The 24,679-nt window shown below is 74.1% G+C and carries 25 protein-coding genes, 1 tRNA gene and 1 pseudogene; 13 read left to right on the forward strand and 14 right to left on the reverse strand.

Annotation, left to right across the window (positions count from 1 at the left end; translation table 11 throughout):
* Positions 1-376 precede the first annotated feature (376 nt).
* A complete protein-coding gene (locus AB0442_RS06160; protein WP_366160913.1) occupies positions 377-1,375 on the reverse strand; it encodes a DUF4232 domain-containing protein in 999 nt (332 codons plus the stop codon).
* Between the two features lie 215 nt (positions 1,376-1,590).
* Between AB0442_RS06160 and AB0442_RS06165 the strand changes: the two genes are divergently transcribed.
* Positions 1,591-2,226, forward strand: a complete 636-nt coding sequence (locus AB0442_RS06165) for a DUF1345 domain-containing protein (RefSeq protein ID WP_366160914.1) — start codon at positions 1,591-1,593, stop codon at positions 2,224-2,226.
* Between the two features lie 50 nt (positions 2,227-2,276).
* Here AB0442_RS06165 and AB0442_RS06170 read toward each other — a convergent pair whose 3' ends face one another.
* From AB0442_RS06170 to AB0442_RS06180, 3 genes are all read right to left on the reverse strand, one after another.
* Positions 2,277-2,681, reverse strand: a complete 405-nt coding sequence (locus AB0442_RS06170; RefSeq protein ID WP_366160915.1) for a DCC1-like thiol-disulfide oxidoreductase family protein — start codon at positions 2,679-2,681, stop codon at positions 2,277-2,279.
* Positions 2,682-2,764: 83 nt separating this feature from the next.
* A complete protein-coding gene (locus tag AB0442_RS06175) occupies positions 2,765-3,751 on the reverse strand; it encodes a helix-turn-helix transcriptional regulator (RefSeq protein WP_366161210.1) in 987 nt (328 codons plus the stop codon).
* A 419-nt stretch (positions 3,752-4,170) separates the two neighbouring features.
* A complete protein-coding gene (locus tag AB0442_RS06180) occupies positions 4,171-4,380 on the reverse strand; it encodes a hypothetical protein (RefSeq protein WP_366160917.1) in 210 nt (69 codons plus the stop codon).
* Positions 4,381-4,470: 90 nt separating this feature from the next.
* On the opposite strand from AB0442_RS06180, the gene AB0442_RS06185 reads away from it, so the two are divergent.
* Complete coding sequence (locus AB0442_RS06185; RefSeq protein ID WP_366160919.1) at positions 4,471-4,926, forward strand: hypothetical protein; 456 nt, start codon at positions 4,471-4,473, stop codon at positions 4,924-4,926.
* Between the two features lie 79 nt (positions 4,927-5,005).
* Here the strand turns inward: AB0442_RS06185 and AB0442_RS06190 are convergent, their stop codons facing one another.
* Positions 5,006-5,353: a hypothetical protein gene (locus AB0442_RS06190; protein WP_366160920.1), complete on the reverse strand. Its 348-nt coding sequence runs from the start codon at positions 5,351-5,353 to the stop codon at positions 5,006-5,008.
* Between the two features lie 152 nt (positions 5,354-5,505).
* Here AB0442_RS06190 and AB0442_RS06195 point away from each other — a divergent pair, with 152 nt between their 5' ends.
* Positions 5,506-6,816: an acyltransferase gene (locus tag AB0442_RS06195; RefSeq protein ID WP_366160922.1), complete on the forward strand. Its 1,311-nt coding sequence runs from the start codon at positions 5,506-5,508 to the stop codon at positions 6,814-6,816.
* Between the two features lie 99 nt (positions 6,817-6,915).
* Here AB0442_RS06195 and AB0442_RS06200 read toward each other — a convergent pair.
* From AB0442_RS06200 to AB0442_RS06210, 3 genes are all read right to left on the reverse strand, one after another.
* Positions 6,916-6,992: transfer RNA gene (locus AB0442_RS06200), tRNA-Met, on the reverse strand.
* Between the two features lie 99 nt (positions 6,993-7,091).
* On the reverse strand, positions 7,092-7,430 hold the full coding sequence (locus AB0442_RS06205; RefSeq protein WP_366160923.1) for a DUF1801 domain-containing protein: 339 nt from the start codon (positions 7,428-7,430) through the stop codon (positions 7,092-7,094).
* 113 nt (positions 7,431-7,543) lie between these two features.
* Complete coding sequence (locus AB0442_RS06210; RefSeq protein ID WP_366160925.1) at positions 7,544-7,828, reverse strand: GH36 C-terminal domain-containing protein; 285 nt, start codon at positions 7,826-7,828, stop codon at positions 7,544-7,546.
* Between the two features lie 230 nt (positions 7,829-8,058).
* Between AB0442_RS06210 and AB0442_RS06215 the strand changes: the two genes are divergently transcribed.
* A complete protein-coding gene (locus tag AB0442_RS06215; RefSeq protein WP_366160927.1) occupies positions 8,059-8,859 on the forward strand; it encodes an SGNH/GDSL hydrolase family protein in 801 nt (266 codons plus the stop codon).
* Positions 8,860-9,268: 409 nt separating this feature from the next.
* On the opposite strand, the gene AB0442_RS06220 is transcribed toward AB0442_RS06215, so the two are convergent.
* On the reverse strand, positions 9,269-9,658 hold the full coding sequence (locus AB0442_RS06220; protein WP_366160928.1) for a hypothetical protein: 390 nt from the start codon (positions 9,656-9,658) through the stop codon (positions 9,269-9,271).
* A 106-nt stretch (positions 9,659-9,764) separates the two neighbouring features.
* Positions 9,765-10,376: an RNA 2',3'-cyclic phosphodiesterase gene (gene thpR, locus AB0442_RS06225; RefSeq protein ID WP_366160929.1), complete on the reverse strand. Its 612-nt coding sequence runs from the start codon at positions 10,374-10,376 to the stop codon at positions 9,765-9,767.
* A 60-nt stretch (positions 10,377-10,436) separates the two neighbouring features.
* On the opposite strand from thpR, the gene AB0442_RS06230 reads away from it, so the two are divergent.
* Entirely contained in the window at positions 10,437-11,576 is a 1,140-nt protein-coding gene (locus AB0442_RS06230; RefSeq protein ID WP_366160931.1) for a winged helix DNA-binding domain-containing protein, read from the forward strand.
* 300 nt (positions 11,577-11,876) lie between these two features.
* Positions 11,877-12,356: a hypothetical protein gene (locus AB0442_RS06235; RefSeq protein ID WP_366160932.1), complete on the forward strand. Its 480-nt coding sequence runs from the start codon at positions 11,877-11,879 to the stop codon at positions 12,354-12,356.
* A 415-nt stretch (positions 12,357-12,771) separates the two neighbouring features.
* On the opposite strand, the gene AB0442_RS06240 is transcribed toward AB0442_RS06235, so the two are convergent.
* The gene (locus AB0442_RS06240; RefSeq protein WP_366160933.1) at positions 12,772-13,101 is read right to left on the reverse strand and encodes a hypothetical protein; all 330 of its coding nucleotides are present in this window, start codon (positions 13,099-13,101) and stop codon (positions 12,772-12,774) included.
* A 459-nt stretch (positions 13,102-13,560) separates the two neighbouring features.
* Here AB0442_RS06240 and AB0442_RS06245 point away from each other — a divergent pair, with 459 nt between their 5' ends.
* The gene (locus tag AB0442_RS06245) at positions 13,561-13,974 is read left to right on the forward strand and encodes a hypothetical protein (protein WP_363545429.1); all 414 of its coding nucleotides are present in this window, start codon (positions 13,561-13,563) and stop codon (positions 13,972-13,974) included.
* A 119-nt stretch (positions 13,975-14,093) separates the two neighbouring features.
* A complete protein-coding gene (locus AB0442_RS06250) occupies positions 14,094-15,062 on the forward strand; it encodes a hypothetical protein (RefSeq protein ID WP_366160935.1) in 969 nt (322 codons plus the stop codon).
* Between the two features lie 198 nt (positions 15,063-15,260).
* Here the strand turns inward: AB0442_RS06250 and AB0442_RS06255 are convergent, their stop codons facing one another.
* Entirely contained in the window at positions 15,261-15,608 is a 348-nt protein-coding gene (locus tag AB0442_RS06255) for a hypothetical protein (RefSeq protein WP_366160936.1), read from the reverse strand.
* A 254-nt stretch (positions 15,609-15,862) separates the two neighbouring features.
* On the opposite strand from AB0442_RS06255, the gene AB0442_RS06260 reads away from it, so the two are divergent.
* Positions 15,863-16,279: a hypothetical protein gene (locus AB0442_RS06260; protein WP_363545422.1), complete on the forward strand. Its 417-nt coding sequence runs from the start codon at positions 15,863-15,865 to the stop codon at positions 16,277-16,279.
* A gap of 132 nt (positions 16,280-16,411) precedes the next feature.
* Positions 16,412-17,377, forward strand: coding sequence for a hypothetical protein (locus tag AB0442_RS06265; protein WP_366160937.1), 966 nt, complete (start codon positions 16,412-16,414; stop codon positions 17,375-17,377).
* A gap of 187 nt (positions 17,378-17,564) precedes the next feature.
* On the opposite strand, the gene AB0442_RS06270 is transcribed toward AB0442_RS06265, so the two are convergent.
* The gene (locus tag AB0442_RS06270) at positions 17,565-19,358 is read right to left on the reverse strand and encodes an adenylyl cyclase (protein ID WP_366160939.1); all 1,794 of its coding nucleotides are present in this window, start codon (positions 19,356-19,358) and stop codon (positions 17,565-17,567) included.
* A 336-nt stretch (positions 19,359-19,694) separates the two neighbouring features.
* Here AB0442_RS06270 and AB0442_RS06275 point away from each other — a divergent pair, with 336 nt between their 5' ends.
* Positions 19,695-20,717, forward strand: a complete 1,023-nt coding sequence (locus tag AB0442_RS06275; RefSeq protein ID WP_366160940.1) for a polyprenyl synthetase family protein — start codon at positions 19,695-19,697, stop codon at positions 20,715-20,717.
* Between the two features lie 141 nt (positions 20,718-20,858).
* On the opposite strand, the pseudogene AB0442_RS06280 reads toward AB0442_RS06275, so the two are convergent.
* Positions 20,859-22,034, reverse strand: a pseudogene (locus AB0442_RS06280) (acyl-CoA thioesterase/BAAT N-terminal domain-containing protein); the annotation flags it as partial.
* A gap of 237 nt (positions 22,035-22,271) precedes the next feature.
* On the opposite strand from AB0442_RS06280, the gene AB0442_RS06285 reads away from it, so the two are divergent.
* Positions 22,272-23,336, forward strand: coding sequence for a DUF3048 domain-containing protein (locus AB0442_RS06285; protein WP_366160941.1), 1,065 nt, complete (start codon positions 22,272-22,274; stop codon positions 23,334-23,336).
* A 143-nt stretch (positions 23,337-23,479) separates the two neighbouring features.
* Positions 23,480-24,415 (forward strand): CAP domain-containing protein, encoded by a 936-nt coding sequence (locus AB0442_RS06290; RefSeq protein WP_366160942.1) that lies wholly within the window; start codon positions 23,480-23,482, stop codon positions 24,413-24,415.
* The last annotated feature ends 264 nt before the right edge of the window (positions 24,416-24,679 follow it).

Raw genomic sequence — 24,679 nt, forward strand, 5'->3', positions numbered from 1 at the left:
GTCCTCGTACTGGACGTACTCGGACTTCCGTCCGGTGCGGCGAGAGTGCGTGCCGGGCGTCGCGACGGGGCGAAGGTTGCCTGACGCGGCACTAGTCCGGCGGTGGGGAGGTCGGGCGCCACCGACCGCTCCGGCCGCGCCGGTCCCGCCCCGAGCGGGCGGGACCGACGCGGCGGACGCTCCCGGCCGGACGGCCCGCGCGGCGCCGGCCGCACTCGCCGCGGCCACCTGCTACGGCCTCCTGCAGGCCTGGTGGGCGCTCGGTCACGCACCGTCCTTCGGCCGCTTCGGCACCGACCTGCTGGTCTTCCCGGCCTGGGGCGCCGTGGTGCTGCGCCGGGGCGCGCAGGCGTGCGCCTCCGGCACGGGCAGCCCGTCAGCGCGGGATGCCCGGGGTGCTCGTGGGGGTCGCGCCGCGCGTGTCGTCCTTCTTCCACGCGCCGACGGCGAGCCGCCCCGTGGTGCCCAGGTCGAGCTCCGGGATCACCGTCACGGGGTCGGCACCCGCCTTCGCCCGGACCCTCAGGTACGGCGCGTTCACCGACTCGCCCGTTACGGACTCCACGGTGTTGCGCCAGACCAGCCCGGCGTAGGCGTGCTCGCCGGGCGCCAGCGTGACCGGACCGGGCGGGTCGTCGGTACCGGTGCCGGTCGAGAGGGCGTTGCCGCCGTGCAGGATCTGCACGCTGCCGACGGGCCTGTGCTCCTCGTCGATGACCTGGAGTTCCGGATAGCCGTTCAGGTGGACGGTACCCAACCCGCAGTTCTCCAGGTGGAGGCCGACTGCGCGCAGCCCCATGGCGGCATCGCCCTCGTCGGCGTAGACCCTGGTCCCGGACGGCGGGCAGGCCCCCGACTCGGCCGACGCCTCCTTGCTCGGAACGCTGCGCACCTTGGTGATCCGCACTCGCCCGCCGTCCGCGGAGGCGGACGCACTCGCTCCGCCGGGTACGGCACCCGGCAGGTGCTGTTCGGTCAGGCGGGGCGAGGGCGATGCACTCGGCGCGACGGTGCCCGACACCGTCCGGCCGGGAGCGACGTCCGCCACCGTCCGCTTGCCGACCCACATCGCCTGCCCGGACGGTGACAGGTGGGTGAACGTGATCGTGTAGGTGCGGGCCTCGCTGCCCCGGTTGGTGACCTCGAACTCGGTGCAGAGCGGACCCGAGCCGGTGATCCGGACACCACCCACCTCCCGCTCGGCCGGACCACCGGCCGACGCCGACGCCGAAGGGCCCGTCGGAACGCCGCAGGCGGACGTGGCACCCGACGGGACGGGGGCCCGCGAACCGGTGACGGCCACCGAGCCGCACGCGGTGAGCACCAGGAGGCCCGCGGCCAGGAGGACCGGAGAGATGGTACGGGAACGACGCATCCCCAGAGCTGACCATGACCGGCCGTCAGGGGCCGTGACAGCGGTCACACTTCAGGCAACAGCCCTGTCACAGCCGCGGGTCCGCCCACCGACCGGCGCGGGATCAGGGTGCAGCAGCGCGCACGACCCCGACGCGGCCGGGCCGGTCCCGCCACGCGCGCCGGCGGCGCAGCAGGTCGGCCGCCGGGCGCGGCGGGGTGGCTACTGTGAGCCGCATGAGCCTGTGGTCACTGCGATCCGCCCTGCCGCGACTGAACGGAGCGCTGGTCGCGGGAGCGGCGGTGGGCGTCCTCGTCTGGCAGCTGCGCGACCTGTCGATGGGCGTTCTCGCCGGCATCACCGCGGCCCAGACCTTCTTCGTCGCGGCCGGGTGGATCGCGCTGTGGACCATGGACGCCGAGGCGACCCGCCGCAACGCCCGGCGCGAGGACTTCCGCCCCCTCCTGGAGGAGCTCGTCGTCGTCTCGGCGGCGATCGGCGGCCTCACCGGCATCGTGCTGCTGCTCCTGCTCGGCAGGTCCGGTGACAGCCACGCCGCCGCAGCGACCGCACTCGGCGGCGTCTTCATGGGATGGGCCTCGCTGCACCTGATGTACGCCGCCCGCTACGCCGAGCTCTACCTCGCACCCCCGACCGGCGGAATCGACTTCAACTCCGACGAGCCGCCCTCCTACAAGGACTTCCTCTACTTCAGCTACAACCTCGGCATGACCTACCAGGTGTCCGACACCAGCGTCACCACCACCGCGATCCGTGCCGTCGTGCTGCGCCACTGCCTGCTCTCCTACGTGTTCGGCACGAGCATCCTGGCCACCACCATCAACCTCGTCACGGGCATCGTGACCGGCTAGGAGAACTGCCGTCCGCGTCCGCCGATGACGGTGAGGGTGAGGGTGACGGTTCAGGGTGCGCCGCCGGTGCGGGTGGGGTGCCAGCGCCTCGCGGCCGGCAGGCAGAGGATCCGCGCCAGCAGGCGGACCGGCGGCAGGGCCAGAAGGCCTCCCGCGTAGGGCCACGCGCCGCCCGAGCGCATCAGCACGCGGGCAGCGGCCTCCGGGCCGCCGTAGACCTTGCCCGAGGGGGTGAGCCACAGCGGCCCGTGCTGGACGCGTTCCGCCGTCACCAGTCCGCGCCCGCCCGCACAGGCGTCCAGCGCGCGGAGGTCGACGAACTGGCAGGCGACCGCCTCCCACTCACCGGACGACCGGACCGCTCCCGGGTGGCGTTCCGCCCATGCCACCCAGCCGGTACACATCGCGCAGTCCCCGTCGAAGAGCAGCACGGGAACCCGGAGGACCTCCGCCATACTCCCGATTCTCCCCCCGAACCGGGCCGAGCGACCCGGGACGGGGGAACCGGATCGGCGGGAAGCGGGCCGGACGCAGCTGCTCAGGTGCGCAGGCCGAGGGTGGTGCTGGGCGTGGTGCCGTACGCCTCCCGGTAGTGGGCGGCGAACCGGCCCACGTGGGCGAAGCCCCAGCGCATCGCGATCCCGGTGACCGTCGCGGTGGCGGGATCGGCGGCCAGCAGCTCCCGGTGCGCGGCGTCCAGGCGCACCGTGCGCAGATGGGCGAGCGGGGTGGTGCCGAGGTGGCGGCGGAAGGCGTACTGCAGCGCCCTGGGGGTGACGCAGGCGGCGTCGGCGATCTCGGCGAGGGTGATGTCCCGGTCGGCGTGCGACGCGATGAACGCGGTCGCCCGCCGCACCGTCGCGGGGGTGGCGTCCGTCTCGTCGGCCGGTGCGGGGTCGGGCGCCACCTGGGCGGGGAAGGCGGCGAGCGCCGCGGCGGCGAGCAGCCGGGCGGTGTTGGAGACCAGCAGGGCCGGCAGCGTCTGGTCGCGGCCGAACTGGTCGGCGGCCAGGTCGACGGCGGCGCGCCACAGCCGGGCCGCGGCGGGCGTGGCGGGGGCGACCGGAGCGGCCGCGTACCGCAGTGGTGCGGTCCGCCCGCCGATCGGGACGCCGGCGGTGTCGCGGACGACCCCGGCGGCCAGGCTGGCGCTGTTGATCGTGCAGCTGTTGCTCTGCGCCGTGTACGGCACGCCCGCCGGGTTGAGGACCAGGCTCCCGGCGCCCGCGCGCTCCTCGCTGCCCTCGGAGTCGACCTCCAGCCGCCCGGCGCGGACGTCGTTGACGATCATCGCGTCCAGGGGCTCGCAGGCGAAGGACAGTGTCCCCGGCAGGGTGATCCGGTCCACCGTGAACAGGCCGGCGTCGATCCGCTCGTACCGCAGGCTCACTCCGCCGCCCAGGCCCGACAGGCGCAGGCTGGAGCCGTACGCGGCGTCGAGGAAGTCCCGCGCCTCGTCGGCGTCCCGCGTCGCGAAGGACGTGCGGAGGACCGGCACCGTGCCGCCCTCGACCGCGGAGGTCATCGTCCTCACCGCCCTCTCACTTCGGAACACCCGCCCTGTCCCCGCCGACCCTACGCGCCTACCCGGGAAACGCAGGCACGCACGGTCCCCGACACCCACCGGCCCACGAGCGGCCGGGCCCCTGCACCGGGACGCACACGGGCGGACCGGCACATCTTGAACGCGTTCAAATTCTGTGCCGGGCCGCTCCCGTCCGGCGGCGCTCCGCGTGCGACCCGCTCGGTCACCGCGCTGCGCGCGGTGTTCGGGCAGGGGCTGGGGCAGGGACTCGAACATGGGGGAACGTGGCAGAGGAACGGCTGGAGGGCGACGCCGCCGACGGCCCGGCCGGTGGCGCAGTCCTGCCGCAGCGGCGCCCGGAGCGGACTGAACCGGACAGGCCGAACCCGGACAGGCCGAACCCGGGCTCGGCCCGGGCGTCACCCGTCCGGCGGCGTGTCCCAGACGATCCGCTGGACAGCGCCCGCCGAGATCCACATCTCTCCCCCGTCGTGCGGCCGCACCCGCACCCACCGCCCGGTCACCCGCACCTGCCCGCCCACGTGCGCAGCCGCCGTCTCGATCCCCGCGACCGACCCGGGCCGGCAGTGCACCACCGCGGAGGCCCACCGCTTCTTCGTGCTTCCCATGTCCACCAGACTCGGTCCCCGCCCGGCCGTCCACCACCGCAGCGCGGCCGTTCCGCCGCCGTGTCGGAGGTCCACGACACAATCCGGACCGTGGACCCGAGACCCGAACCGATGCCCCCGTCCGTCAGCCGGCAGCGGTCGGACGAGCTCTGCCGCGCGATCTCCCGGATCTCCGACCTGGTGCTCTCCGGAGCCGGGAACGCGGACGAGGAGATCAGAGCCTTCAACGCGAGCACGGGCCACGACTACGGTGCCCCGGACTTCGCCGAGTACGACGGCAGCCGGAGTCTGCACGACTTCGCGCGGGAGGCCGCCAGGCCACCCCGGCCGCGGATCGCGGACATCACCGTGGACGAACTCGTCGGGATCGTCCGCAGGATCCTCCACGGCGATCCGGAGAGCGACCACTACCTGGCACTCTTCGAAGCCAACGTGCGGCATCCCCGGGCCAGGAGCCTGATCCACCAGCCCCCGGCCGAACTGCGCGGCGCGTCGGCCGAGGAGATCGTCGATGCGGCACTCGCCTACCGGCCGATCGCCCTCTGACCTCCGCCGGGCGGGGCCGACAGGCGCCCGCCGCCCACGCCCGTTGCGGGCCGGCCGGTCGGTGAACGGCGGCTGCGGCTCACCCGCCGCGTCGACGCGGGAGTTCGGGCGCGGTGAGGACCTCCGCGAGGGGGAGGCCGGTGCCGGCCGCGGCGGCGAGGCGCTCGCGGATCTCGCGCGGGGTGCGCGGCCGCCATCCGGGGCCGCCGCAGCAGGAGGAGTGGAAGGTGACGCCGGCGTTGAGCAGGGCGGTGAGGGTGCGCCAGGCGGCCGTGTCCGCGCGGCGGGGGACCTTGAGGTCCTGTCCGGCGTCGACGAGCCGGCCGCGGCAGCGCGGACAGACCGTGGTCGGCGTGCGGCGCTTGACGGAGGCACGGCACGGCAGGCACACGTAGTGCCGGTTCGGGGTACCGCCGCGGAAGCACATGACGGTCAGTATGGTGGCCGGCCCACCGGTGCCCCAGCGGATTTCGCCGCCCGGACCGGGAGATCGAATCGCAACCGTGCGGCACTGGACCGGGCCGTTGCGGTACGACCACAGTGGACCGGTCGGTTCGGGACGGGGGGACGGGGGGCGGCGTGGACCGGGTCAGGTACGTCGACTTCCTACGGGGAGCGGCGATCGTGATGGTGGTGCTCGGGCACTGGGTGATCACCGCGCTGGTGCGGCACCCGGACGGCACGATCGCGGCGCCCGAACTGCTCGCCACGGTGGGGTGGACGCAGTGGCTGACGCTGCTCTTCCAGATCATGCCGGTGTTCTTCCTGGCGGGCGGCCACGTGGCCGCCGGGTCCTGGCGGCGGCACCGGGAGGGCGGCGGCGGGGCGGCCGGATGGGTCCGCGCGCGGGCGGTGCGGCTGCTGCTGCCGACGGCCGCGTACGTGGGGACCGCGGTGCCGTGCCTGGCGGTCGGCCGGGCGGCCGGCGCGGATCCCGGGCTGCTGGGCATGGTGGGCTGGGCGCTGGCGATGCAGTTCTGGTTCCTGCCGGTCTACCTGGTCGTCAGCGCGCTGACGCCGTGGCTGTACGCGGCGTACCGGCGGTGGGGGCTCGCCTCCACCGCCGCGCTGGCCGGGCTGGCCGTGGTGGCGGGCCTGGTCGACCTGGCGGACCGCGGGAGTCCGGTCGGTGCGGCGGGCTACGTGCTGGTCTGGGCGGTGGCCTACCAGCTGGGTTTCGGCTGGGAGGACGGCCGGCTGCCGGGGCGCCGGCCGCTCCTGTGGGCGGTGGCCGGTGGCGGGGCCGCGGCGTTCGCAGGGCTGGTGGCGTTCGGGCCGTACCCGGTCAGCCTGATCCGGGTGAGCACCGAGGAGGTGAGCAACACCGACCCGCCGTCGCCGGCGATGCTCGCCTGGGTGCTCGCGCAGTGCGCGCTGTGCCTGCTCGCCGCACCCGCGATGGAACGGGCGCTGCGCGCGGAGTGGCTGTGGCGCCTGGTCCGCCCGCTCGGCCGGGTGTCGATGACGCTGTACCTGTGGCACATGGTGCCGGTGCTGGCGGCGGCTGCCGCGTTCTACCTGACGGACCTCGCGCCGGAGCCCGTGGTCGGTTCCGGCGGCTGGTGGGCGTGGCGGCCGGTGTGGATCGCCGTGCTGACGCTGTTCCTGTTCGGGCTGCTCGTGGCGCTGCGGCCGGTGGAACGGGGGCTGCTGCGGGTGGGCGGCGCGGTGCGTCCGCAGGCGGAGGTGCGGCAGCCGTACTCCGTGCTGGCGGGGCTGGCCGGACTCGCGGCCGCCGTCTGGACGCTGACGGTCTGGGCGGGCGAGGGGCTGGCCAGGACGGGCGCACCGGCGGGGTGGACGGTGGCGGGCTTCGCCGCGGGGACGGCGCTGGTGCTGCTGCCTCCGCCGCGTGCGGTGGTCGCGCCGGAAGCCTCCGAGGCGGGCTGAACCGGGCGGGCGATCCGGGGACCTGTCGGTTCCGGCACCGGACGAGGCCCGGGAGAGAGCCGGAAGGCCCGGCACCTGAGGTGCCGGGCCTTCCGGATGTGGTAGCGGGGACAGGATTTGAACCTGCGACCTCTGGGTTATGAGCCCAGCGAGCTACCGAGCTGCTCCACCCCGCGTCGGTGGACACGACTGTACGGCACTGCACCTGAGCTTGGGAAATCGGTTCCGACTCCGGTCCCCTGCGCGTGACCGGGCGGACCTCCCCGAGGGGCCGCTCAGGCCTCCAGGGCGGCCCGGACGAGACCGCGCAGCTCGTCGTCGGTGATGCCCGCCGCGTCCTTCGGCCGCAGCCGGACGGTCCCCCGGCCGCTGACGAGCTCGGGGTGCCGGGTGGTGAAGCCGCCGTCGCGGTCCTTCCCCCAGCCGTAGATCGAGATGCCGTGCTGCCAGGCGCCGACGTGGAGCCTGCGCTCGCCGACGCGGTAGGTCGGCATTCCGTACGACAGCGTCGGGCTCGTCTCCGGGAACGCCTCCAGGATCAGGCCGCTCACCCGGTCGAAGAGCGGGCGGTGTTCCGGGGCGATCGCGTCGACGTACTCCTGCACGGCGTCCATGCCGCCCATTCTGACCGTGCCCGGACCGGAGCGCCGCCTGCCGCGGCGGGTTCCCCCTGCTCGGGCGCGGGTGTCCGTCATGGCCGACGGGGCCGTCATGACCGTCATGACCGTCATGACCGGCGGGGCTCGCGGGTGAAGGTGAGCATCCTGCTGCTGAACGGGCCGGCGGGGAGGTCCGGGTCGATGCCGCGGGCCATGAGCGCCGCGCCCGAGGACAGGGTGTGCGGGCCGTCGGGGTGCGTGTCGTCGGTGACGCGGTAGAGGGCGTCGCGGTCGAGTCCGTGCAGGTCCAGCTCGGGGGTGGGGCAGGACGCGGGTGCGGATGCAGGTGCGGGAGTTTCGGCCGCCCCCACCTCGATCTCAAGATTTTTTCGCGCCCGGGAAGCATTCACCACAGCGCTATCCCCCCACCGCGACCTGGCGGACCGTCAGATGGTGCAGCCCGCCGCCATCACCGCGCCCGCGGATACTGCAGGCGCAGCGGTCCTGACAACTGGCGTGCAGTGAGGAGCAAGTGAATCCGTTTCACCGAATTGCCCCTGTGACAAATCTTTCAGCCCGGACACGGCGCCGCTACAAAGTTACCGCCGCGTCAAGGTGACGCGGGTAGACCGGTGGAGGTCCCATGCGGCCGCGCTTCGTCCTGTCCTTGTCCGGCACCGTCCTCCTGTTCGCTTCGAGCCTCTTCCTCGCCGCACCGCCCGCCGCGGCGGCGGCGGCGACCGGGAACTACGTCGCCCTCGGCGACTCGTACTCATCCGGCGAAGGAACCGGCGACTACATCGGCTCGGCAGGATCGTGCAACCGCAGCCTGCACGCCTACCCCGCGCTCTGGGCCTCCGCCCACTCCCCCGCCTCTTTCGCCTTCGTCGCCTGCTCCGGCGCCACCACCGCCGACGTCATCGACAAGCAGCTGTCCTCCGTCAACAGCGCGACCACACTGGTCAGCATCAGCGTCGGCGGCAACGACGCCGGCTTCGCGAGCGCCATGCAGACCTGCGTCCTCAACGGCACCAACGCCTGCCTGACCGCCGTGAACAACTCCAAGAACTTCGCCACCAGCAAGCTCCCCGCCCTGCTCGACCAGGTCTACGCGGGCATCCGCAACCGCGCCCCGTCGGCCCGTGTCGTCGTCCTCGGCTACCCCCACCTCTACAAGATCGGCGGAAGCTGCACCTTCGGCATCAGCGACACCAGCCGCAACGCCATCAACGGCGCCGCCGACACCATCGACTCCGTCATCGCCGGCAGAGCCGGCGCAGCCGGATTCGCCTTCGGCGACGTACGCCCGGTGTTCACCGACCACGAGATCTGCTCGTCCGACTGGTGGCTCAACAGCACCCGCGTCATCGTCCACGAGAGCTACCACCCGAACGCGACCGGCCACGCCAACGGCTACCTGCCCACGTTCAGCGCCAGAGCCTGATCCCCCCCTCCCCGCGCCGGCCCCGTCCGACCGCGAGCACGGTCGGACGGGGCACGGTCCGCGCCGGACAATCATGGTTCGTGTCGCAACAGATCCGACGATCCGACGGCCGCCCGCAATGCCACCACCACGGCCGGACGGAATGCGTTCGCCCCGACGACGGCGAGACCGAATGCATCACTCCGGAGGAGCAGCAGTGGTCGCCGGGGTCCGCAGACGGTTTCGCGCGCAGGCTCCGCGGCCGGATGCCGCTCGACCGTCGGCAACGGCTGCGCCGTCTCCCTCTGACCTTGTCGGATCGGCGTGCGGCTCCCCCGGCCTCCGGCGGATCACACGCACGCCTGATCCGCCGGACATACCCTGGAGGATCCGTTCCCAGGGGTGCCTGCGGAGGGTGTGGGGTGGGCGGTCAGGCGTCGGGGTCGACTTCGGGGTGTGTGAACCGCACGGGCTTGCCCAGCGACCGGGCGTAGGCGATTTCGGCCCGGGTGCTGTCTCCGATGTAGTCACCGACCACGAGCACCTCGTCGGCGAGCCGGATCTTCGCCCGGTGCAGATCGTCGAGTCGCGCCTTCAGCGCCTCGGCCTCGACGGGATCGGACCAGAGTTCGTGCGGCGACTTCATGTCGCAGCCCGGCTTGACGACGATCCTTCCGGCTTCGGTCTCCCGCAGATCGGCCTCGGCCATCTCGGCCATGAAACGGGTGGAGCCGCAGATCACGACGATGCGCGGGAGGCGCAGTTGCCCCTTCGCGTCGGCGAGTTTCTCCTCGGGGGTGAGCGGTTGCGGGTGGGACACCGGTTCCTCCTGGTGGTGTGGGCCCGATCCAGGCCCTCTCCTTCGGATCTTGTCGGATCAGTGCGCGGCGGTGGGTGCTGATCCGACAAGATCCGAAGGAGAGGGCCTAAGCGGGCGCGCCGTCCTCGTCGGCCCGGATCTCGGTGCCGAACCGCCAGGCCTCGATGTCGCGGTAGCGGATCGGCCCGGGGCCGCGGCCGATGTTGCTGCCCACCAGGTGGAGGCGCTCGGCGTGCCACGGCCGGCCCACGAAGCCGGAGAGTCCGGCCGCGGCCTGCGGCACGCTGGTGGGATCGTCGCGGCGGGCCCGCGCCAGTGTCAGGTGGGGGCGCAGCGGGCGGTTGTTGAACTCGATCCCGCAGGACCCGACCAGTTCCCGGACGTCGGCGGCGAGGAGGTGCAGTCCGTCCAGGTCCCCGTCGATCCCGCTCCACAGCAGTCGCTCGTCGAAGTGGCCGCCGCCGCGCAGGCCCAGGTGCAGGGCGGGGTGCGACGCCGCCCGGCCGGCCAGCACGGAGCGCAGCAACGGCACGGCCGTGGCGGGCAGTTCACCGAGGAAGGCCAGGGTGATGTGCCAGTCCTCGATCCGGTTCCACCGCAGCCGCGGGTAGCGGGCGTAGGCGGGTTGCAGCGCCCGGGCCAGCTCGTCCTTGGCCTCGTCGGGTGGAGCCAGCGCCACGAAGACGCGCAGGGTCGAGGGCTCGGGGTCGTCGTTCACCAGGGATTTCTAGCACGGGCGGCTGATTCCCGGCCGGGCCGAGGGTGGCATGATCCGGGCATGAGCCTCACCGGGCGGCAGCTCGCACTGGCCGTGCTGGAGCGTCAGTTCCTGCTCGAGCGCCGGCGCCTCGACGTGGCGGAGGCGGTTCGCCGGCTCTGCGCTCTGCAGGCGCAGGAACCGGCTTCGCCGTACCTGGCGCTGTGGAACCGGGTGCAGGACTTCGCGCCGGAGGATCTCGACGCGGCGTTCACGGACGGCCGGGTCGTGAAGTCGACGCTGATGCGGCTCACCCTGCACGTCGTCCATGCCGAGGACCACGAGCCCTACCGCGCCGCCATGCTGAGCACGCTGCGGGCGTCACGGCTGTACGACCGCCGGTTCACCGCAACGGGGCTGGCCCCCGCCGACGCCGATGCGCTGCTGCCGGAGCTCGCCCGGTTCCTGCAGCAGCCGCGCACGGGCGCACGGGTGGAGCAGGAGGTCGCACGGAGGCACGGCGAGCACGCCCACCGCGTGTGGTGGGCGCTGCGCACGTTCGCGCCGGTGCACCATGCACCGACCGGCGGCCCGTGGTCGTTCGCCCGGCCGAACAGCTACCGTGCCGCCCCGGCGGCCGCGGCGGTCGAACCGCGGGAGGCCGGCGCCGGGGTCCGGCGTCTGCTGCTCTCGTACTTGCGCGCGTTCGGGCCCGCGTCGGCCCAGGACTTCGCCCGGTTCACCCTGCTGACGCGCACCCCGACGGCGGAGGCCCTGCGGGCGCTCGGCGACCGGGTGGTGCGGGTGCAGGGGCCCGGCCGCACCGCCCTGTTCGACCTGGCCGACGCCACCGTGCCCGACGACGACACCCCGGCGCCGCCCAGGCTGCTGCCGATGTGGGACAGCACGCTGCTGGCGCACGCCGTCCCCGGACGGCTCGTGCTGGCCGAGTACCGGCCGCTGGTCGTCCGGCGCAACGGCGACGTGCTGCCCTGTCTGCTCGTCGACGGACAGGTCGTCGGCGTGTGGCGGGCCGTCGACGGCGGACTGGAACTGACCGCCTTCCGCAGGCTCGGCAGGGTTGCGTGGCAGGGCCTGACCGAGGAGGCGGCGCGGCTGTCGGTGCTGCTCGCCGACCGCGATCCGGCCGTCCACCGGCGCTACGGGCACTGGTGGGACAAGGGGTTTCCCGCGGTCGAGCGGACGGTCGTCAAGGGCTGACCGGGCCCTGCACGTTCGGCCTGCGGACCGGGCCGACGGGCGTGGGCGCAGGGCGCGGGCCGGAGGAGGATACCGCCCGCAGCCGGTCTGCGGGTGCCGACCCTTGGGATTCCCCTGATCCCGGGCGACGGCCTTCCCGCGGGGTGGCGCGTGGCCTATCGTCGCGTCCGCCCGCCCGCCCTGCGGCAGCCACCCGGGACCGCCGGGGCCGCCGGTCGCGTTCGGTGCCCTTCGTCCCCACCGACTCGGTCGCCCCGTCAGGAGCGCCGGGTCGGCCACCGTTTGGAGAACGACAGCAACGTGAAGAAGACCCTCAGCGCACTGGCCCTCGCCGCCGTTCTGGCCCTGGCCGGCTGCACACCGGAGGACACCCCCACCACCCGCACCGCCGCCCCGGCGGCCTCGGCGGCCGTCGCCTCGGCCGTGAACTCGCCGTCCCCTGAGGCGGTGTCACCGACCCCCATAGCCAGCCAGGACACGGCCACGGCCACCCCGACGGCCGCCCCCACGCCCGTCGGCACGGTCGCGGCGGCCACCCGCACGCCCTCCAGCCCCGCCGTCCGGCACACGACCTCCACTCCCACCGTCCGGCGCACCACCGCCGCCCCGGTTCGCACGACCGCGGCACCGACCGGCTGCCACCCCCTCTCCAACGCGGGCAACTGCTACCAGGCCGGTCAGTACTGCCGGAACTCCGACCACGGCGTCCACGGGACGGACGCGGCCGGCCGGGAGATCGTCTGCACGGACAACAACGGTTGGCGCTGGAAGCTCGTCTGACGTCCACCCGGCTCGGCCCGGTCCACCACCGACCCCGCCGATGCGGCCGGCCCCCACGGGAACGTGCGGGCCGGCCGCCGTCGCACGGACCGGCGGCGCCGATCACGGCACCAGCCGGCGCCGGCGGGGCCGGACAGGACGACTGCCGCACGGGTCTCCAGCAACCGCCGCGCCGTGGCGAGTTCCCCCCGCACGCCCGACCAGGCCGTGCTCACCCACAGCGGAACCCCTTGGTGCACGTCACGCCCAGGCCGCACAACGCTGGCCACCCGGAGTTCCGAAGGCAAACCCACCCCGCGGGCCCGGCCGCGACGGGGTCGGCCGCAGCGGGAGCGGACCGGTCGTCGATCTCGCCGTCGACGCCGCCCTCCCGGTCGACGACGGCCCGGCGGGCGTCCGGCCGCCGCAGCCGTGATCAAGCGGACCCGGGCGCGCCGGAGGGGATGCCCGGCGGGAACCCGCACGAGTCGATCAACTCGAAGACCAGGTCCTCGACGAACGGGTCGGCCCGCCGGACCAGGATCTCCGCGAGCGCCGCCGGGTCGGCGCCGCAGCCGGCCTCGGCCGCCCGGCGGGCGATGAGCGCGGCGGCTCCGGGAGGCGGCTCGGGGATTCCGTGGTCGGCGGCCATGACCGGGTCCAGGTAGGTCGACCAGCGGAGCCCGGACGGCGCCGGACCACGGACCTGGCACACGTCACTGTCCATCACGCTCGCGAACAGGACCGGGGCACCGGTGGTCTCCACCAGCTCCGCCAACGCCCGGCGCGAGTCGTCCCGGACGCCGTGATGGACCTGCGGGGTCTGCCAGCCGCCGGGACGCGGCCAGCAGGGGGTGACACATTCGGCGTGCCCCTCAGCGCAGCCCGCCGCGAACGCTGCCAGTTCGCGCAGCGGTCGTCCACTACGTGCCAGGACGAAGTCCCCTGTGAAGCCCACGGCCCCTCCTCGTGATCGGCCAGAGGCTATGCGGTGACAGTCCGCCCCGTCGGCGCTCCCGGCCCGTGAGCTGGAGCATCGCCACGCGCTACCGGGCCGCTACTGCGGCGATACGGCCCGAGGCGAGGATCGGCACACGAACGGCGCCCCGGTTCCCTCGGGGGTCGCCTTCGCGCACCACGCGGTTCCTGCTCCACCCGCAGGGGGGTTGGGCCCTCCCTGCAAACGGACGCCGGACGTTCCGGCGCCGTCGAAGGAAGGAACGACATGCGCGTCAAGAAGTTCGTCGCCGCGGCCGCCGTGGCCGGAAGCGTCCTCGCCGTCGGGCTGTCCACCGCGGCACCGGCGATGGCCGCGCCCGCACAGGACTGCACCTACGGCCAGGTCTGTCTGTACTACAACTCCAGCAGCTACGGCTACGGCGCGGTCTACATCCAGACCGGCGACGTCTCCAACTACGCCGGCAAGTACTTCAGCGGCGGTGCGAACGGCTCCAGCGGCTCCGGCGTCGAGGTGAAGAACCACGCCGCCGCGGTGGACAGCTGGATCGCCAGCAACTTCCGCGTCTACTACAACAGCGGCTACGACTGCAGCGTCGCCTGCCAGACCGTCGCCCCGTACGCGAGCGTGAACCTCAACTCCTCGCTGAAGAACAACAACGCGTCCGGCCGGGTCGTCTGACCCCGCCCGGCAACGCTCGATCGTTCTCGTCGGTCCCCGGCCCGGTGCACCCGGCCGGGGACCGGCGCGGCTCCCCGCCCGCCCAGCCCGCCCCGCCGACCAGGAAGGCCCTCGCTCCCGTGTCCAGCCGCCGGCGCCGCCGCCCCGCCGCTCTCCTGATCGCCCTGCCGCTGCTCCTGGCCGGCTGCGCGAGCGCCGCAGCCTCGAACCCCGGCGTGGACGGACCGCCGACCGCGCCGGTGACGCCGCCGCCGGTCTCCGCGACACCGACCCTCACGTCGGCGAACGACAAGCCCCTGCCGCTGGACGCCTACCTGCTGAACCCGCAGCAGGCGTCCGAGGTCGCCAAGGCGCAGCAGGAGCTGGTGTCCCGTTGCATGAAGCGGTTCGGGTTCACGTACACGCCTCCCGGCTCGGCCGACCAGCAGCGCGACAGCGACGCCCCCGCCAGCCGGGTGGACGGGCGCTACGGGCACCAGAGCGCCGCGTTGATGGCGAAGTGGGGGTACCACCCGGAGGGCGGGATCCGCGCCACCCCCGACGTACCGGGCGGCGGCTGGACGACCACGCCGGAGATGGCCGCCGCCGAGCGCGGCGTGTCCGACCCCAAGCAGCGGCTCGGTCCCGGCGGGCAGGTGGTGAACGGGCAGACGGTGCCGGAGCACGGCTGCGTCGGGGAGTCGGTGAAGCAGCTGACCGGGGCCGTCAACGGCCGGGTGGGCGACGCGCAGACCGCCGACGACATCAAGTTCTCGACCCTGAAGAACTCCCAGGAGGACGCCCGGACACGGGCGGTGTTCGCCCGGTGGTCGCAGTGCATGAAGGGCAGCGGGTACGACTACCCGGACCCGCTGGCGGCGGTCGGCGATCCGGAGTGGCGGAGGACCGCGCTGCCCACCGAGCGCGAGGTGCGGGTGGCGACCGCGGACGCGGCCTGCCGGGCGGAGTACAACGTGGTCGGCGTCTGGTACGCGGTCGACTACGCCTACCAGGAGCAGGCGATCAAGGCCAACGCCCCGGCCATGGCTGCCGCCAGGACGGCCCTGGAGACCCAGGTCCGGGCGGCCGCCCGGGCGCTGGCCGGCTGACGTCCCCGGACCCCGGACCCGCGGCTGTCGGCGCCCCCACTGCCGACAGCCCGGTCCACGCCGGCGGTCCTCGGCCGTCGTCCTCGACGGTGCGACGTTCTGCGGCGCGTGGTCAGTCCCAGGCCTCGGGGTCGCCGGGGCTTGGCGGGGGTCCGTTGCGGAAGGCGTCGATGCCGAGGGCGGTGCTGACGAGGCCCATCAGTGCGAAGACGGCGGGGACGAGCAGCCGGGACCAGCCGAGCCGGCTCGGGAGCAGCGCTGGCCGGGGCGGCCGAGGACGGTGACGGTGTCGCCCGGGACGAGGCCGTCGGGGGCGGAGCCGAGGTCGTCGAGGGGGACGGGGTCCGGGGCGGCGACGGTGACGACGCGGGCCGTGGTGCCGCGGGCCGTGCGGTCGTAGGCGGCCACCAGGACGGTCGCCCGGACGTGCGGGGCTCCGGCGTACTCGACGTGGGCCGCGATGCCCGAACCGCCCACGAGGACGGCGGCCAGGAGGAAGACCGGGCCGAGCACGATGTGGAGCTTCGGATCCTTGGCCGTGTGCACGGTCCCCCCTGACTCCTCCGGTTCCCGCGTGGTCCGGGCCGCCCGCGCCCACGCGGCGGAGCCGCCGGTCGACGGAGTCCCCGGTCCCCGTCCCGGGCGGTGGCGTCCCGGCGCCCACGGTGCGTCCCGCGCTACGACGGCGCTACCGGGGCGATACGGGCCGTCCCCATGATGGGGCCGCAACCGCCCGGAGACCACAGACGGGACCGCTCTGACCGAACGCCGGAGGTGCCGGCGTCGCAAGGAGGAACGAGATGCGCATCAGGAAGCTCCTCGCCGCGGCCGGCGTGGCCGCCGCCGTCGCCACGACCGGCCTGGCCACGGCGGACACCGCCTCGGCGATCAACTACGACTGCAACGGCGAGACCCACGCCGTCTGCCTCTACTACAACTCCAGCGCCTACGGCTACGGCGCCTACTTCCAGCAGGGCGGTGACATCCACGACTACGGGGCCTACTGGTTCCAGCCCGGCCTCAACGGCAGCAACGGTGTCGGCAACACGGTGAAGAACCACGCCGCGGCCGTGGACAGCTGGTACGGCGGCAACTTCGTCGTCTACTACAACAGCTGGTACGACTGCCGGTACGCCTGCCAGACCATCCCGGCCTGGAAGACCGTGGACCTCAACAGCACGCTGAAGAACAACAACGCCTCGGGCGCCTTCCACTGAGCCCGTCCGAGCCCGCCCGGGTCCGTGTCCGGGCCCGGGCGGCTCCCGCGGTGGTCCCCGGCCGTCCCCACCGGCCGGGGACCACCGCGGCCGCCGATCCGCCGAGTCCTCCTCGCGAGAGAGATCCCACCCGTGTCACGACGCCCGCGCCGCACCGCCCTGCTGATCGCCCTGCCGCTCCTGCTGGCCGGTTGCGCGGGCGCGGTTGCGGAGCCGAAGCCCGGCACCGCCTCCCCGTCGCGCACGGACCCCGTTCCCTCGGTCTCCGCCGTGCCGGCGCTCGACTCGGCCAACGACAAGCCGCTGCCCCTCGACGGCTACCTGCTCAACTACGAGCAGCAGACCCAGGTCGAGCAGGCGCAGGCCAAGCTGGTCACCGCCTGCATGACCCGGCTCGGGTTCACCTTCGCCTTCCCCGCGTCGCCCGGGGAACTGCGCGGCAGCGACGCTCCCACCACCCGGATCGACGGCCGCTACGGCCCGCAGAACGCCGCGACGATGGCGATCTGGGGCTACCACCCGGAGGGCGGCGTCCCCGCCGAGAAGATGCAGCCCCGGTCGGCCCCGGCGCCGACGTCACGGGAGGAGACGATCGCGGAGACCGGCTCCTCGGACCCGAAGCAACGGTTCGGCCCGGGAGGCCAGCTCGTCAACGGCCGCAAGGTGCCCGACCACGGCTGCTTCGGCGAGGCCAACCAGCGGCTCACCGGTGCTGCGGACGGGCAGATCGGCGACCCGCAGACGGCCGTCACCCTCAAGTTCCGCACGCTGAGCGAGTCCCAGCAGGACACGCGCACCCGGGCCGCGTTCGCCCGGTGGTCGCAGTGCATGAAGGGGAACGGCTTCGACTACCCGGATCCGGTGGCGGCGATGGGCGACCCGGAGTGGAACAGGACGCCCATGCCCACCCCGCACGAGATCCGGGTGGCGAAGGCGGACGCGGCCTGCCGGCACGAGCACAACGTGGTGGGCGTCTGGTACGCGGTGGACTACGCCTACCAGCTGGAGGCGATCGCCGCCGAGGGGAAGGCGATGGCCGAGGCCAAGGCCGGCCTGGAGACCCAGGTCCGGGCCGCCCGCCAGGTCCTGACCTCCTGAGGAGCCGTCCCATCGGGGCGTGCGGGCTGCTCGTGTGACGGTCGTGGATCGCCCGGTGCCGGACGGGTCGCGGAAGTCGTTCCGGGGATGACTTCCCGGGGGACGTCGGGGACGTCGTTCCCGGCCGGGGCCCGGGGCCGCCGCGCCGGGGCGGCGCCGGGAGACCCGGTCACCGCCCCGGTGGCGGTCAGACGGTCGCCACGCCGTTCGAGTAGCCCTTCATGAAGTAGGTGCCGAATCCGTTCTGCACGGGATCGCCGCTGTTGTTGACGCAGTGCAGGATGCCTCCGCCGCCGGGGCCGTTGAGGCACACGGTCATCAGGTCGGTGAGGACGACACCGGGGGTGTCGGGAACCTCGTAGGCCCGGTCGGCGTAGATGTCGGCCTGCAGGTTGAAGAAGCAGTAGCTGCCCAGGCCCCAGGCCCGGTGGTCGGTGACGGAGTCGGCGACCTTGTACGCGGCGTAGCCGCGGGTGCCGTGGTGGACCCAGGCGGACTGGGTGGGGACGTCGTAGGGGTGCTCGTTCTGGAAGAAGTAGGTGCGGCCGTGGTTGCCGTTCCAGAGCACCTCGTACTTCTGGAAGTGCTCGGCGAACAGGCCGTAGGTGGTGACCCGGTCGCCGTTGACGAGGAAGCCGGTGCCGGCGGGGTTGACCGACCAGCCGACGCTGCCGTCGAGGCCGTGGTCCGCGCGCCAGACCCAGATGTGGTCGACGATCACGTCGTTGCTGTCGATCCGGATGGCGACCTCGGTGCCGCCGGCCACGACGCCGCCGATCCGGGCGAAGACGTCGAAGAGCGCGGTGGGGCGGCCGGAGTGGTTCCGGCGGCTGCGGCCCTCCCCGACCCGGAGCAGCACCGGGGAGCCGGCCGAAGCGGCCTCCAGGAGCAGGCCCGCGACGGTGACGTCGTCCACGTCGGCGACCTCGACCAGCGAGTTCCCGTTGACGGCCTGCAGGGTGGCCAGGCCCAGGCCGAGCACGACCGTCCCGGGCCGGGTCACCCGCAGCGGGGCGGAGAGCGGGTAGATGCCCGGGGTGAACAGCAGGTGCCGTCCCTGGGAGAGGGCGCGGTTGAGGGTTCTGGCGGAGTCGCCGGGCCGGGCCACGTGGAACGCGGACAGCGGGATGCCGTGTCCGGCGGTCTTGCCGGAGGCCCAGGTCGTCCCGGTGGAGTCGCGGCGCAGGGCGGGGACGAAGACGTGGTACGAGCCGTGGGCGTCCACGGTGAGGAAGGGCTTCTCCCGGACGACGGGGGTCCGGTCGACGGTGGTCATCGGCGGGCTGGGGAAGCTCTGGGCGGGAGCGCCCTGGGTGCCGACGAAGACCATGTTCCAGTTGGCGCCCGTCCAGCTGCCGAAGGTGTCGTTGCGGGACAGCCACTGCTGCTGCGAACCCGACTCGACCTGGCCGTCCACCACGCTGTCGGCGAGGAAGCCGCCGCTGGACCAGCGGTTGCCGGGCGGGCTGGGCCACAGGGTCATGTTGCCCTTGACGTGGGTGCGGCGCATCGGGGCCGCCTGCGAGACCGCCCACCGCTCCAGGCCGTCCGGCGGGACGATGCAGAGGTTCTCGGCGGCCCGCCAGAAGTTCTGGGTGCCGTTGCCCTGGAACCACTGCGCGTCGGCGGTGACGTGCCCGTTGATGACGACGTCGTCGGGGCTCTGGCCGAGGCCCAGCACGTGCGTGTAGAAGCCGACGTTGATGTCGACGTTGTAGGTGCCCGGCTTGAAGGCGAGGGCGTACCGCTCCGTGCCGAACTGGTTGGACTCCTGGATCTTGAACACGGCGTCGACCCGGGCCTGGATCGCCGCGTCGCCCATGGAGGGGTCGAAGACCAGGACGTTGGTGCCCAGGTCGGTGGTGCCGCGGGCGTCCGGCGCCGCGGAGGCCGGGCCGGTCGCGAGAGTGCCGGCCACGGGCAGTGCGGCGGCGACCGCTGCACCGCGGAGCACGGTCCGGCGGGTCGGGGTGACAGACATGACTCTCCCTGGCGTGGATGGGTGGGGAGGGGTCCGGGACCGGCCCCCGATGCCGTGAGAGCGCTCTCTCACTCGCGGTGGAGAGTGAAGCACCGGGGCGATGCGGCGTCAATAGGCGGCATTCGTGGGACGGTTCGGACGTGGAGGTGCCCGTGGGACGGGACCGGCGGTCGCTCGGGGCGGCCGCTCGCCCCGGTGCCGGCCCACCGGCAGCGGGTGCGCCCGCGCCGGGTTGCGGCGGACGCGGGGCCGGGGCGTCATGTCAGGAGGGCCACGCCGACCGTCGCAGGAGGTGCGGCGCCGTTCCGTGGCGACTCGAGAATGTCGGAGACCTTCGTGCAGACCGTACGCACCTCGCAGCAGATCACCCAGGACGTCATCGCCTACATGGAGCCCGCCCTGCGGGCGGCGGTGGCCCGGCTCGACGAGCCGGTCCGGCGGATGACGGAGTACCACTTCGGCTGGGTCGACGCCGAGGGCCGGCCGACGTCACCGGTCGGGTTCCGGCGGCGGCCCGCGCTGGTCGCCCTGCTGTGCGCGGGCAGCACCCCGCAGGCGTGGGACGCCGCCCGGACGGCGGCCCTCGCCGGCACCCTGATGTCGGCCGCCGGGACCGTCCACGACGACATCGTCGACCGGGAGATGCTCCGCAAGGGCCGGCCCACCCTCTGGGCGGCCTTCGGCGCACCGGCCGCGATCCAGGCCGGGGTCGCCGTGCACTGCCTCGCGTTCGAGCTGCTCGCCGAGGTGGGCGACCGGGTCTCCACCGAGCTGATCGGCCGGGCCGCCCGCGCGATCCGGGAGTGCTGCTCGGGACAGGTCCGCGACCTTGAGTCCGAGGGCACCTCGCGGATGAGCCCGGACCTCGCCGTCGAACTGCTGGAGAAGACGATCGCCCTGCCCACCGCCGGGGTCTGCCTCGCCGGCGCCCTGGTGCGCGGCGCCGGTGGGGACGAGCTCGCCGCCGCCGAGCGGTTCGGCTACCACGCCGGGATGGCGATGGCCTTCTTCGACGACTGGGAGGGCGTCTGGGGGACCTCCCGCGACGCCCTCGAGGACCCGCTGGCCGACCTGCGGCGACGCAAGTCCCGGGCCTTCGTCGCCGTCGCCCTCCAGGCCGACGGGCCGGCCCGCGACCAACTGGCCGCCTTCTACGACGACACCGCCGAGCCCACCCTCGACCGGCTCCGGCACGTCGCCGACCTCGTCGAGGAGTGCGGGGGCCGTGCCTGGCTGGAGGAGCGGATCCGGGAGCACGTCCGGCTGGCCCACGCGGCCCTGCCGCAGGCCGTGCCGGACCCGGTCGCGCAGGCCGAGCTCGCCGCGTTCGTCGCCGCCCTCACTGACGAGCTGACCTGACCGGTCGCCGCCGACGGCCCCGGCACCACCGGGGTCGGCCGGCCGCACCGGTGCCGGTGCCGGGTGGCACGCCGGCACCGCGTCCAGGAAGGCGAGCACCCGGGGCCAGCCGGCGGCCTGGGCGGCGGCGTTGCCCGCCCGGGTGCCGCCGAGCAGGTCGATTCGGCCGCTGGTCGGGTTGACGAACTGCGTGGGGGCGGGCAGGTACGGGAAGGTGCCGACTCCGTGGCCGGCGTCCGGGTACACCAGCGCCTGCCGGGGCTTCGCGCCGGGCATCGCCGCGCCGATCGCCCGTGCCCAGCCCGGCGCCGGCCAGAGCTGGTCGGACTCGCCCGCGACGGCGAAGATCGGGCCGCTGACCCGGTCCAGCGGGATCGGCTGCCGCGGCACGGCCCGGCCCTCGACCGTCCAGGCGTCGCCGCCGTTCGGCAGGCCGGGATTGACCTGCGCGGAGGGCGAGTGGACCACGGCGCCCCGGACGAGGTCGGGGTAGTCCTGGGCGAGCAGCAGGGCGGCCTCGCTGCCGCGCGAGTACCCCATCACGACCACGGGCGCCGACGCCGCCGCGGGCTGCGCGGCGAGCAGGCGCGCGGCCGTCCGGAAGTACTCGAGCGGCACGTCGTGCAGGGTGGCCGGCAGCCCCGGCTCGGCGAAGTAGGCGACCGCGAGGGCCGGATGGCCGTGCGAGGCGAGCAGCGCCGCCGTGTACCGCTGGCTGTCGCCGCCCCCCGAGCCGCCGAAGACCAGCACCGCCGACTTCACCGGGGTGCCCGGCGGCGGGAGGAACAGCCGGCCGTCGACGTGGTCACGGGCCACGGTCAGCCGTTCGGTGGACACCCCGGCGCCCGTCCACTGCCGGGTGAGCGTCCGGCCGGCCGGTTCCCAACCGTGCACCGTCACGGTGATCCGCACGTCGAAGGAGGGCCGTGTCTCGGGGAGGAGCGGCAGGAATCCCGTGCGGTCGGCGGGCCGGCCGACCGGGTCCATCGACCAGAACAGCCCCATGCCGTCGGCGGCGGCGTACGACCCGCCGGCGAGCGGGGCCGCCGTGTCGAGCGCCACGGTGCCGTGCCGGCCGGCGCGGAACACCGCGTGGGCCTGCCACTGCTGCCCGCGGTGGTCGTCGGCGGACGAGGTGACGGTGACCTGCTCGCCCCCGGCGAGGCCGGTGATCCGCAGGTGCACCGGCGCGTCGGCGAGGGTCACCGCCTCGGCCTCGACACCGGCGTACCGGTCCGCGCCCGCGGAACAGCCGGCCGCCACCGGCCCGAACAGCACGGCCAGCGCCACGGCGGCGGTTCGCACCGTTGCCTTCATCCGCCCCCGAACGAGTGATGGTCACTCATTCTCGGCCCCGGGAACCGCCGTTGGTCAAGGGATCGGCCGAGCCGACCGCGGACCACCGGGCCGGCGGAACCCGGCCGTGCTCCCCGGGCGGAAGACGACGATCCGGGCGGGAGTACTCCGCGGCCGTGCGGGCACGTCCTGCAGCAGACGTCGGTTCACGCCGGCTGCCGATCACGACCGCATCCACCGGTCGGGAGGGGAGCTCCGGTGGACATCCGCAGCACCGCCCACGCGACCACCGCCCGGGGCCCGCAGCGACGCGTCCGCGCCCGGATCGGGCTGCCGCTCGCGGCGGCCGGGGCCGGCATCGGACTCGCGTCCCTCCAGGGCTGTGCCGGCAGCGTCCCGGAACCGAGGGCGCCGGCCGCGTCCACCGCCCCGGCACCGGGCACGCCTGCGCCGTCCGACGCCCCGGAGTCCGGACTGCCAGGAGTACCGGGAGTACCCGGTCTCCCGAACCCGCTCGACAACGTCGGCACGGCGGGCAACACCCTCGCCGTGAAGATCGACAACGTCGGCGCCCGGGCCCAGTCGATCCAGCAGGGACTCGCCCGCGCCGACGTCGTGTACTGGATCCAGGTCGAGGGGGGCCTCTCCCGGTTCCTCGCCGTGTACGACGCGAACCATCTGCCCGCCCTGATCGGCCCGGTGCGCTCCGCCCGGCAGACCGACATCCCGCTCCTGCAGCAGTACGGGCACCTGGACTTCGCCTACAGCGGCGCCATCGGCGGCCTCCTTCCGCTCCTGGAGCGGGCCGACGTGCAGAACGTCACCCCGTCGAACGACCCCGGCGCGTTCACCCACGACGCCGTGGACCCCGCCTTCCTCGACCCGCACCAGGCCCTCGCCCGGTTCCCGTCCGTACCCGCCCGCTCCCCCGGTTTCGTGTTCGGCGCCGCACCGGACGGCGGCAGAACGCTCGACGCCATGACCTGGCACCTGCCCTCCGCGTTCATCGGCGTGCGCTTCGACGGCAGCACGTACGGCGTCGCGGTGGACGGCCACCCGGCCTGGTCCGGGACGGCGACCGTCGTCGTCCAGCACGTCAGCACGGTGCCCGGCCTCTTCACCGACTTCAACGCCGGTCATCCCGACAACGAGGTGTTCACCCGGACCACCGGCGCGGGCCGGGCGGAGGTGCTGCGCGACGGCCGGGTGTGGGACGTCCACTGGAGCCGCCCGGACCCCGCCGCGGGCACGTCGTTCACCCTGCCCGGCGGCGGCGCGATGACGTTCGCCACCGGTCCCGTCCTGGTGCTGCTGGTACCGTGAGCGGCCCACAACGGCCGGCCGACCCGCGCCGCGGTCGGCGGCGGCAGTTTTTCCGTGAACATTCGCGCGATTTCCGTTATCCCCGGCCCGGATGAGGGTCTCCTGTCCGGAAGGGCAGTCGACCGGTCGACGGAGGAGAGCAGATGACGGAGTACCCGAGCGGGGAGCCTGCGGACCGGCACGGGCCCGGCCCGTCCACGCGCCGGGCGGGCGGCGGGTCGCACCGGCGGGCGGTGCCCGGCAGGCACCGGGCCGGGTCCGGGTCTGCCGCCAAGCCCCTGCTCGCGGTGGTCGCCGTGGCAGCAACGGCCACCACCGCGGTGGTCGGCGGCAGGATGGCGCTCTCCTCCGGCCCGCAGGACACCACGACGGCGGCCGCACCGGAACCGCAGCTGCCGACCGTCGACACGGCGGGGACGCCGAGCCGGTCGGCCGTGCCGTCGGCGGCCGCGTCCCCGCAGACCACCACCGGCCCGACCCGCCTGCCCGGCGCGTCCGCCATCCCCACCGTCCCCGTCCAGCAGCGCGTCACGGCCACGGCGGCCCCGACCAGGACCCGGGCGGCCGCTCCCCCGACAAGGACGGCCCAGCCCACCACCACCGGCTCCGGTTCGGGTTCGGGCTCCGGCTCGGGTTCCGGCTCGGGCTCGGCCGCGGACGCAGGGGCGAACCAGGTGCTCAACCTGATCAACCAGGCGCGTGCCGCCCAGGGCGTCGCCCCGCTGCAGATGCTCGCCGGTCTGCAGACCAGCGCGAACGCCCACAACCACACCATGGCGGCCGGCTGCGGCCTCCAGCACCAGTGCCCGGGGGAGGCCGCCTTCGGAGACCGCGAACACGCCGGCGGCGTGCAGTGGAGCACCGCGGGCGAGAACATCGGCGACGGCGGCCCGGTGGCCGACACCACCGACGGCATGGCCGGCATGGCACTCGGCCTCACCAACGACATGCTCGCCGAACAGCCGCCCAACGACGGCCACCGCCGGAACATCCTCAACCCGGCCTTCCACCACGTCGGGATCGAGCTCCTCCGCGACTCCTCCGGCACCGTGTGGATGACCCAGGACTTCTCCGACTGACCCCGTACGCGGACCCCGCACCGGCCGGCGGCACGCCCGCACCCCGGCCGGTGCGGGCGTGCCGTGCTGCTTGACACGGCACCGTCGTGGCGACAGAGTTCCGATGCGCGCAACAACCCTTCTCCTCAAGGGAGTTCACCGCACGCCGCGTATCGCGGACGCTGCGGTCCACGCCGGTGCCGCAGGCCGAGGACGGACCGCCGCCGTCAGCCGGTGAGAGCGTCTCCCCCGGCCCGACAGGCCGCTCCCCCGGAGGAGTTCACC

It is taken from the genome of Kitasatospora sp. NPDC085895, from assembly GCF_040702125.1.
GTDB lineage: Bacteria > Actinomycetota > Actinomycetes > Streptomycetales > Streptomycetaceae > Kitasatospora > Kitasatospora arboriphila.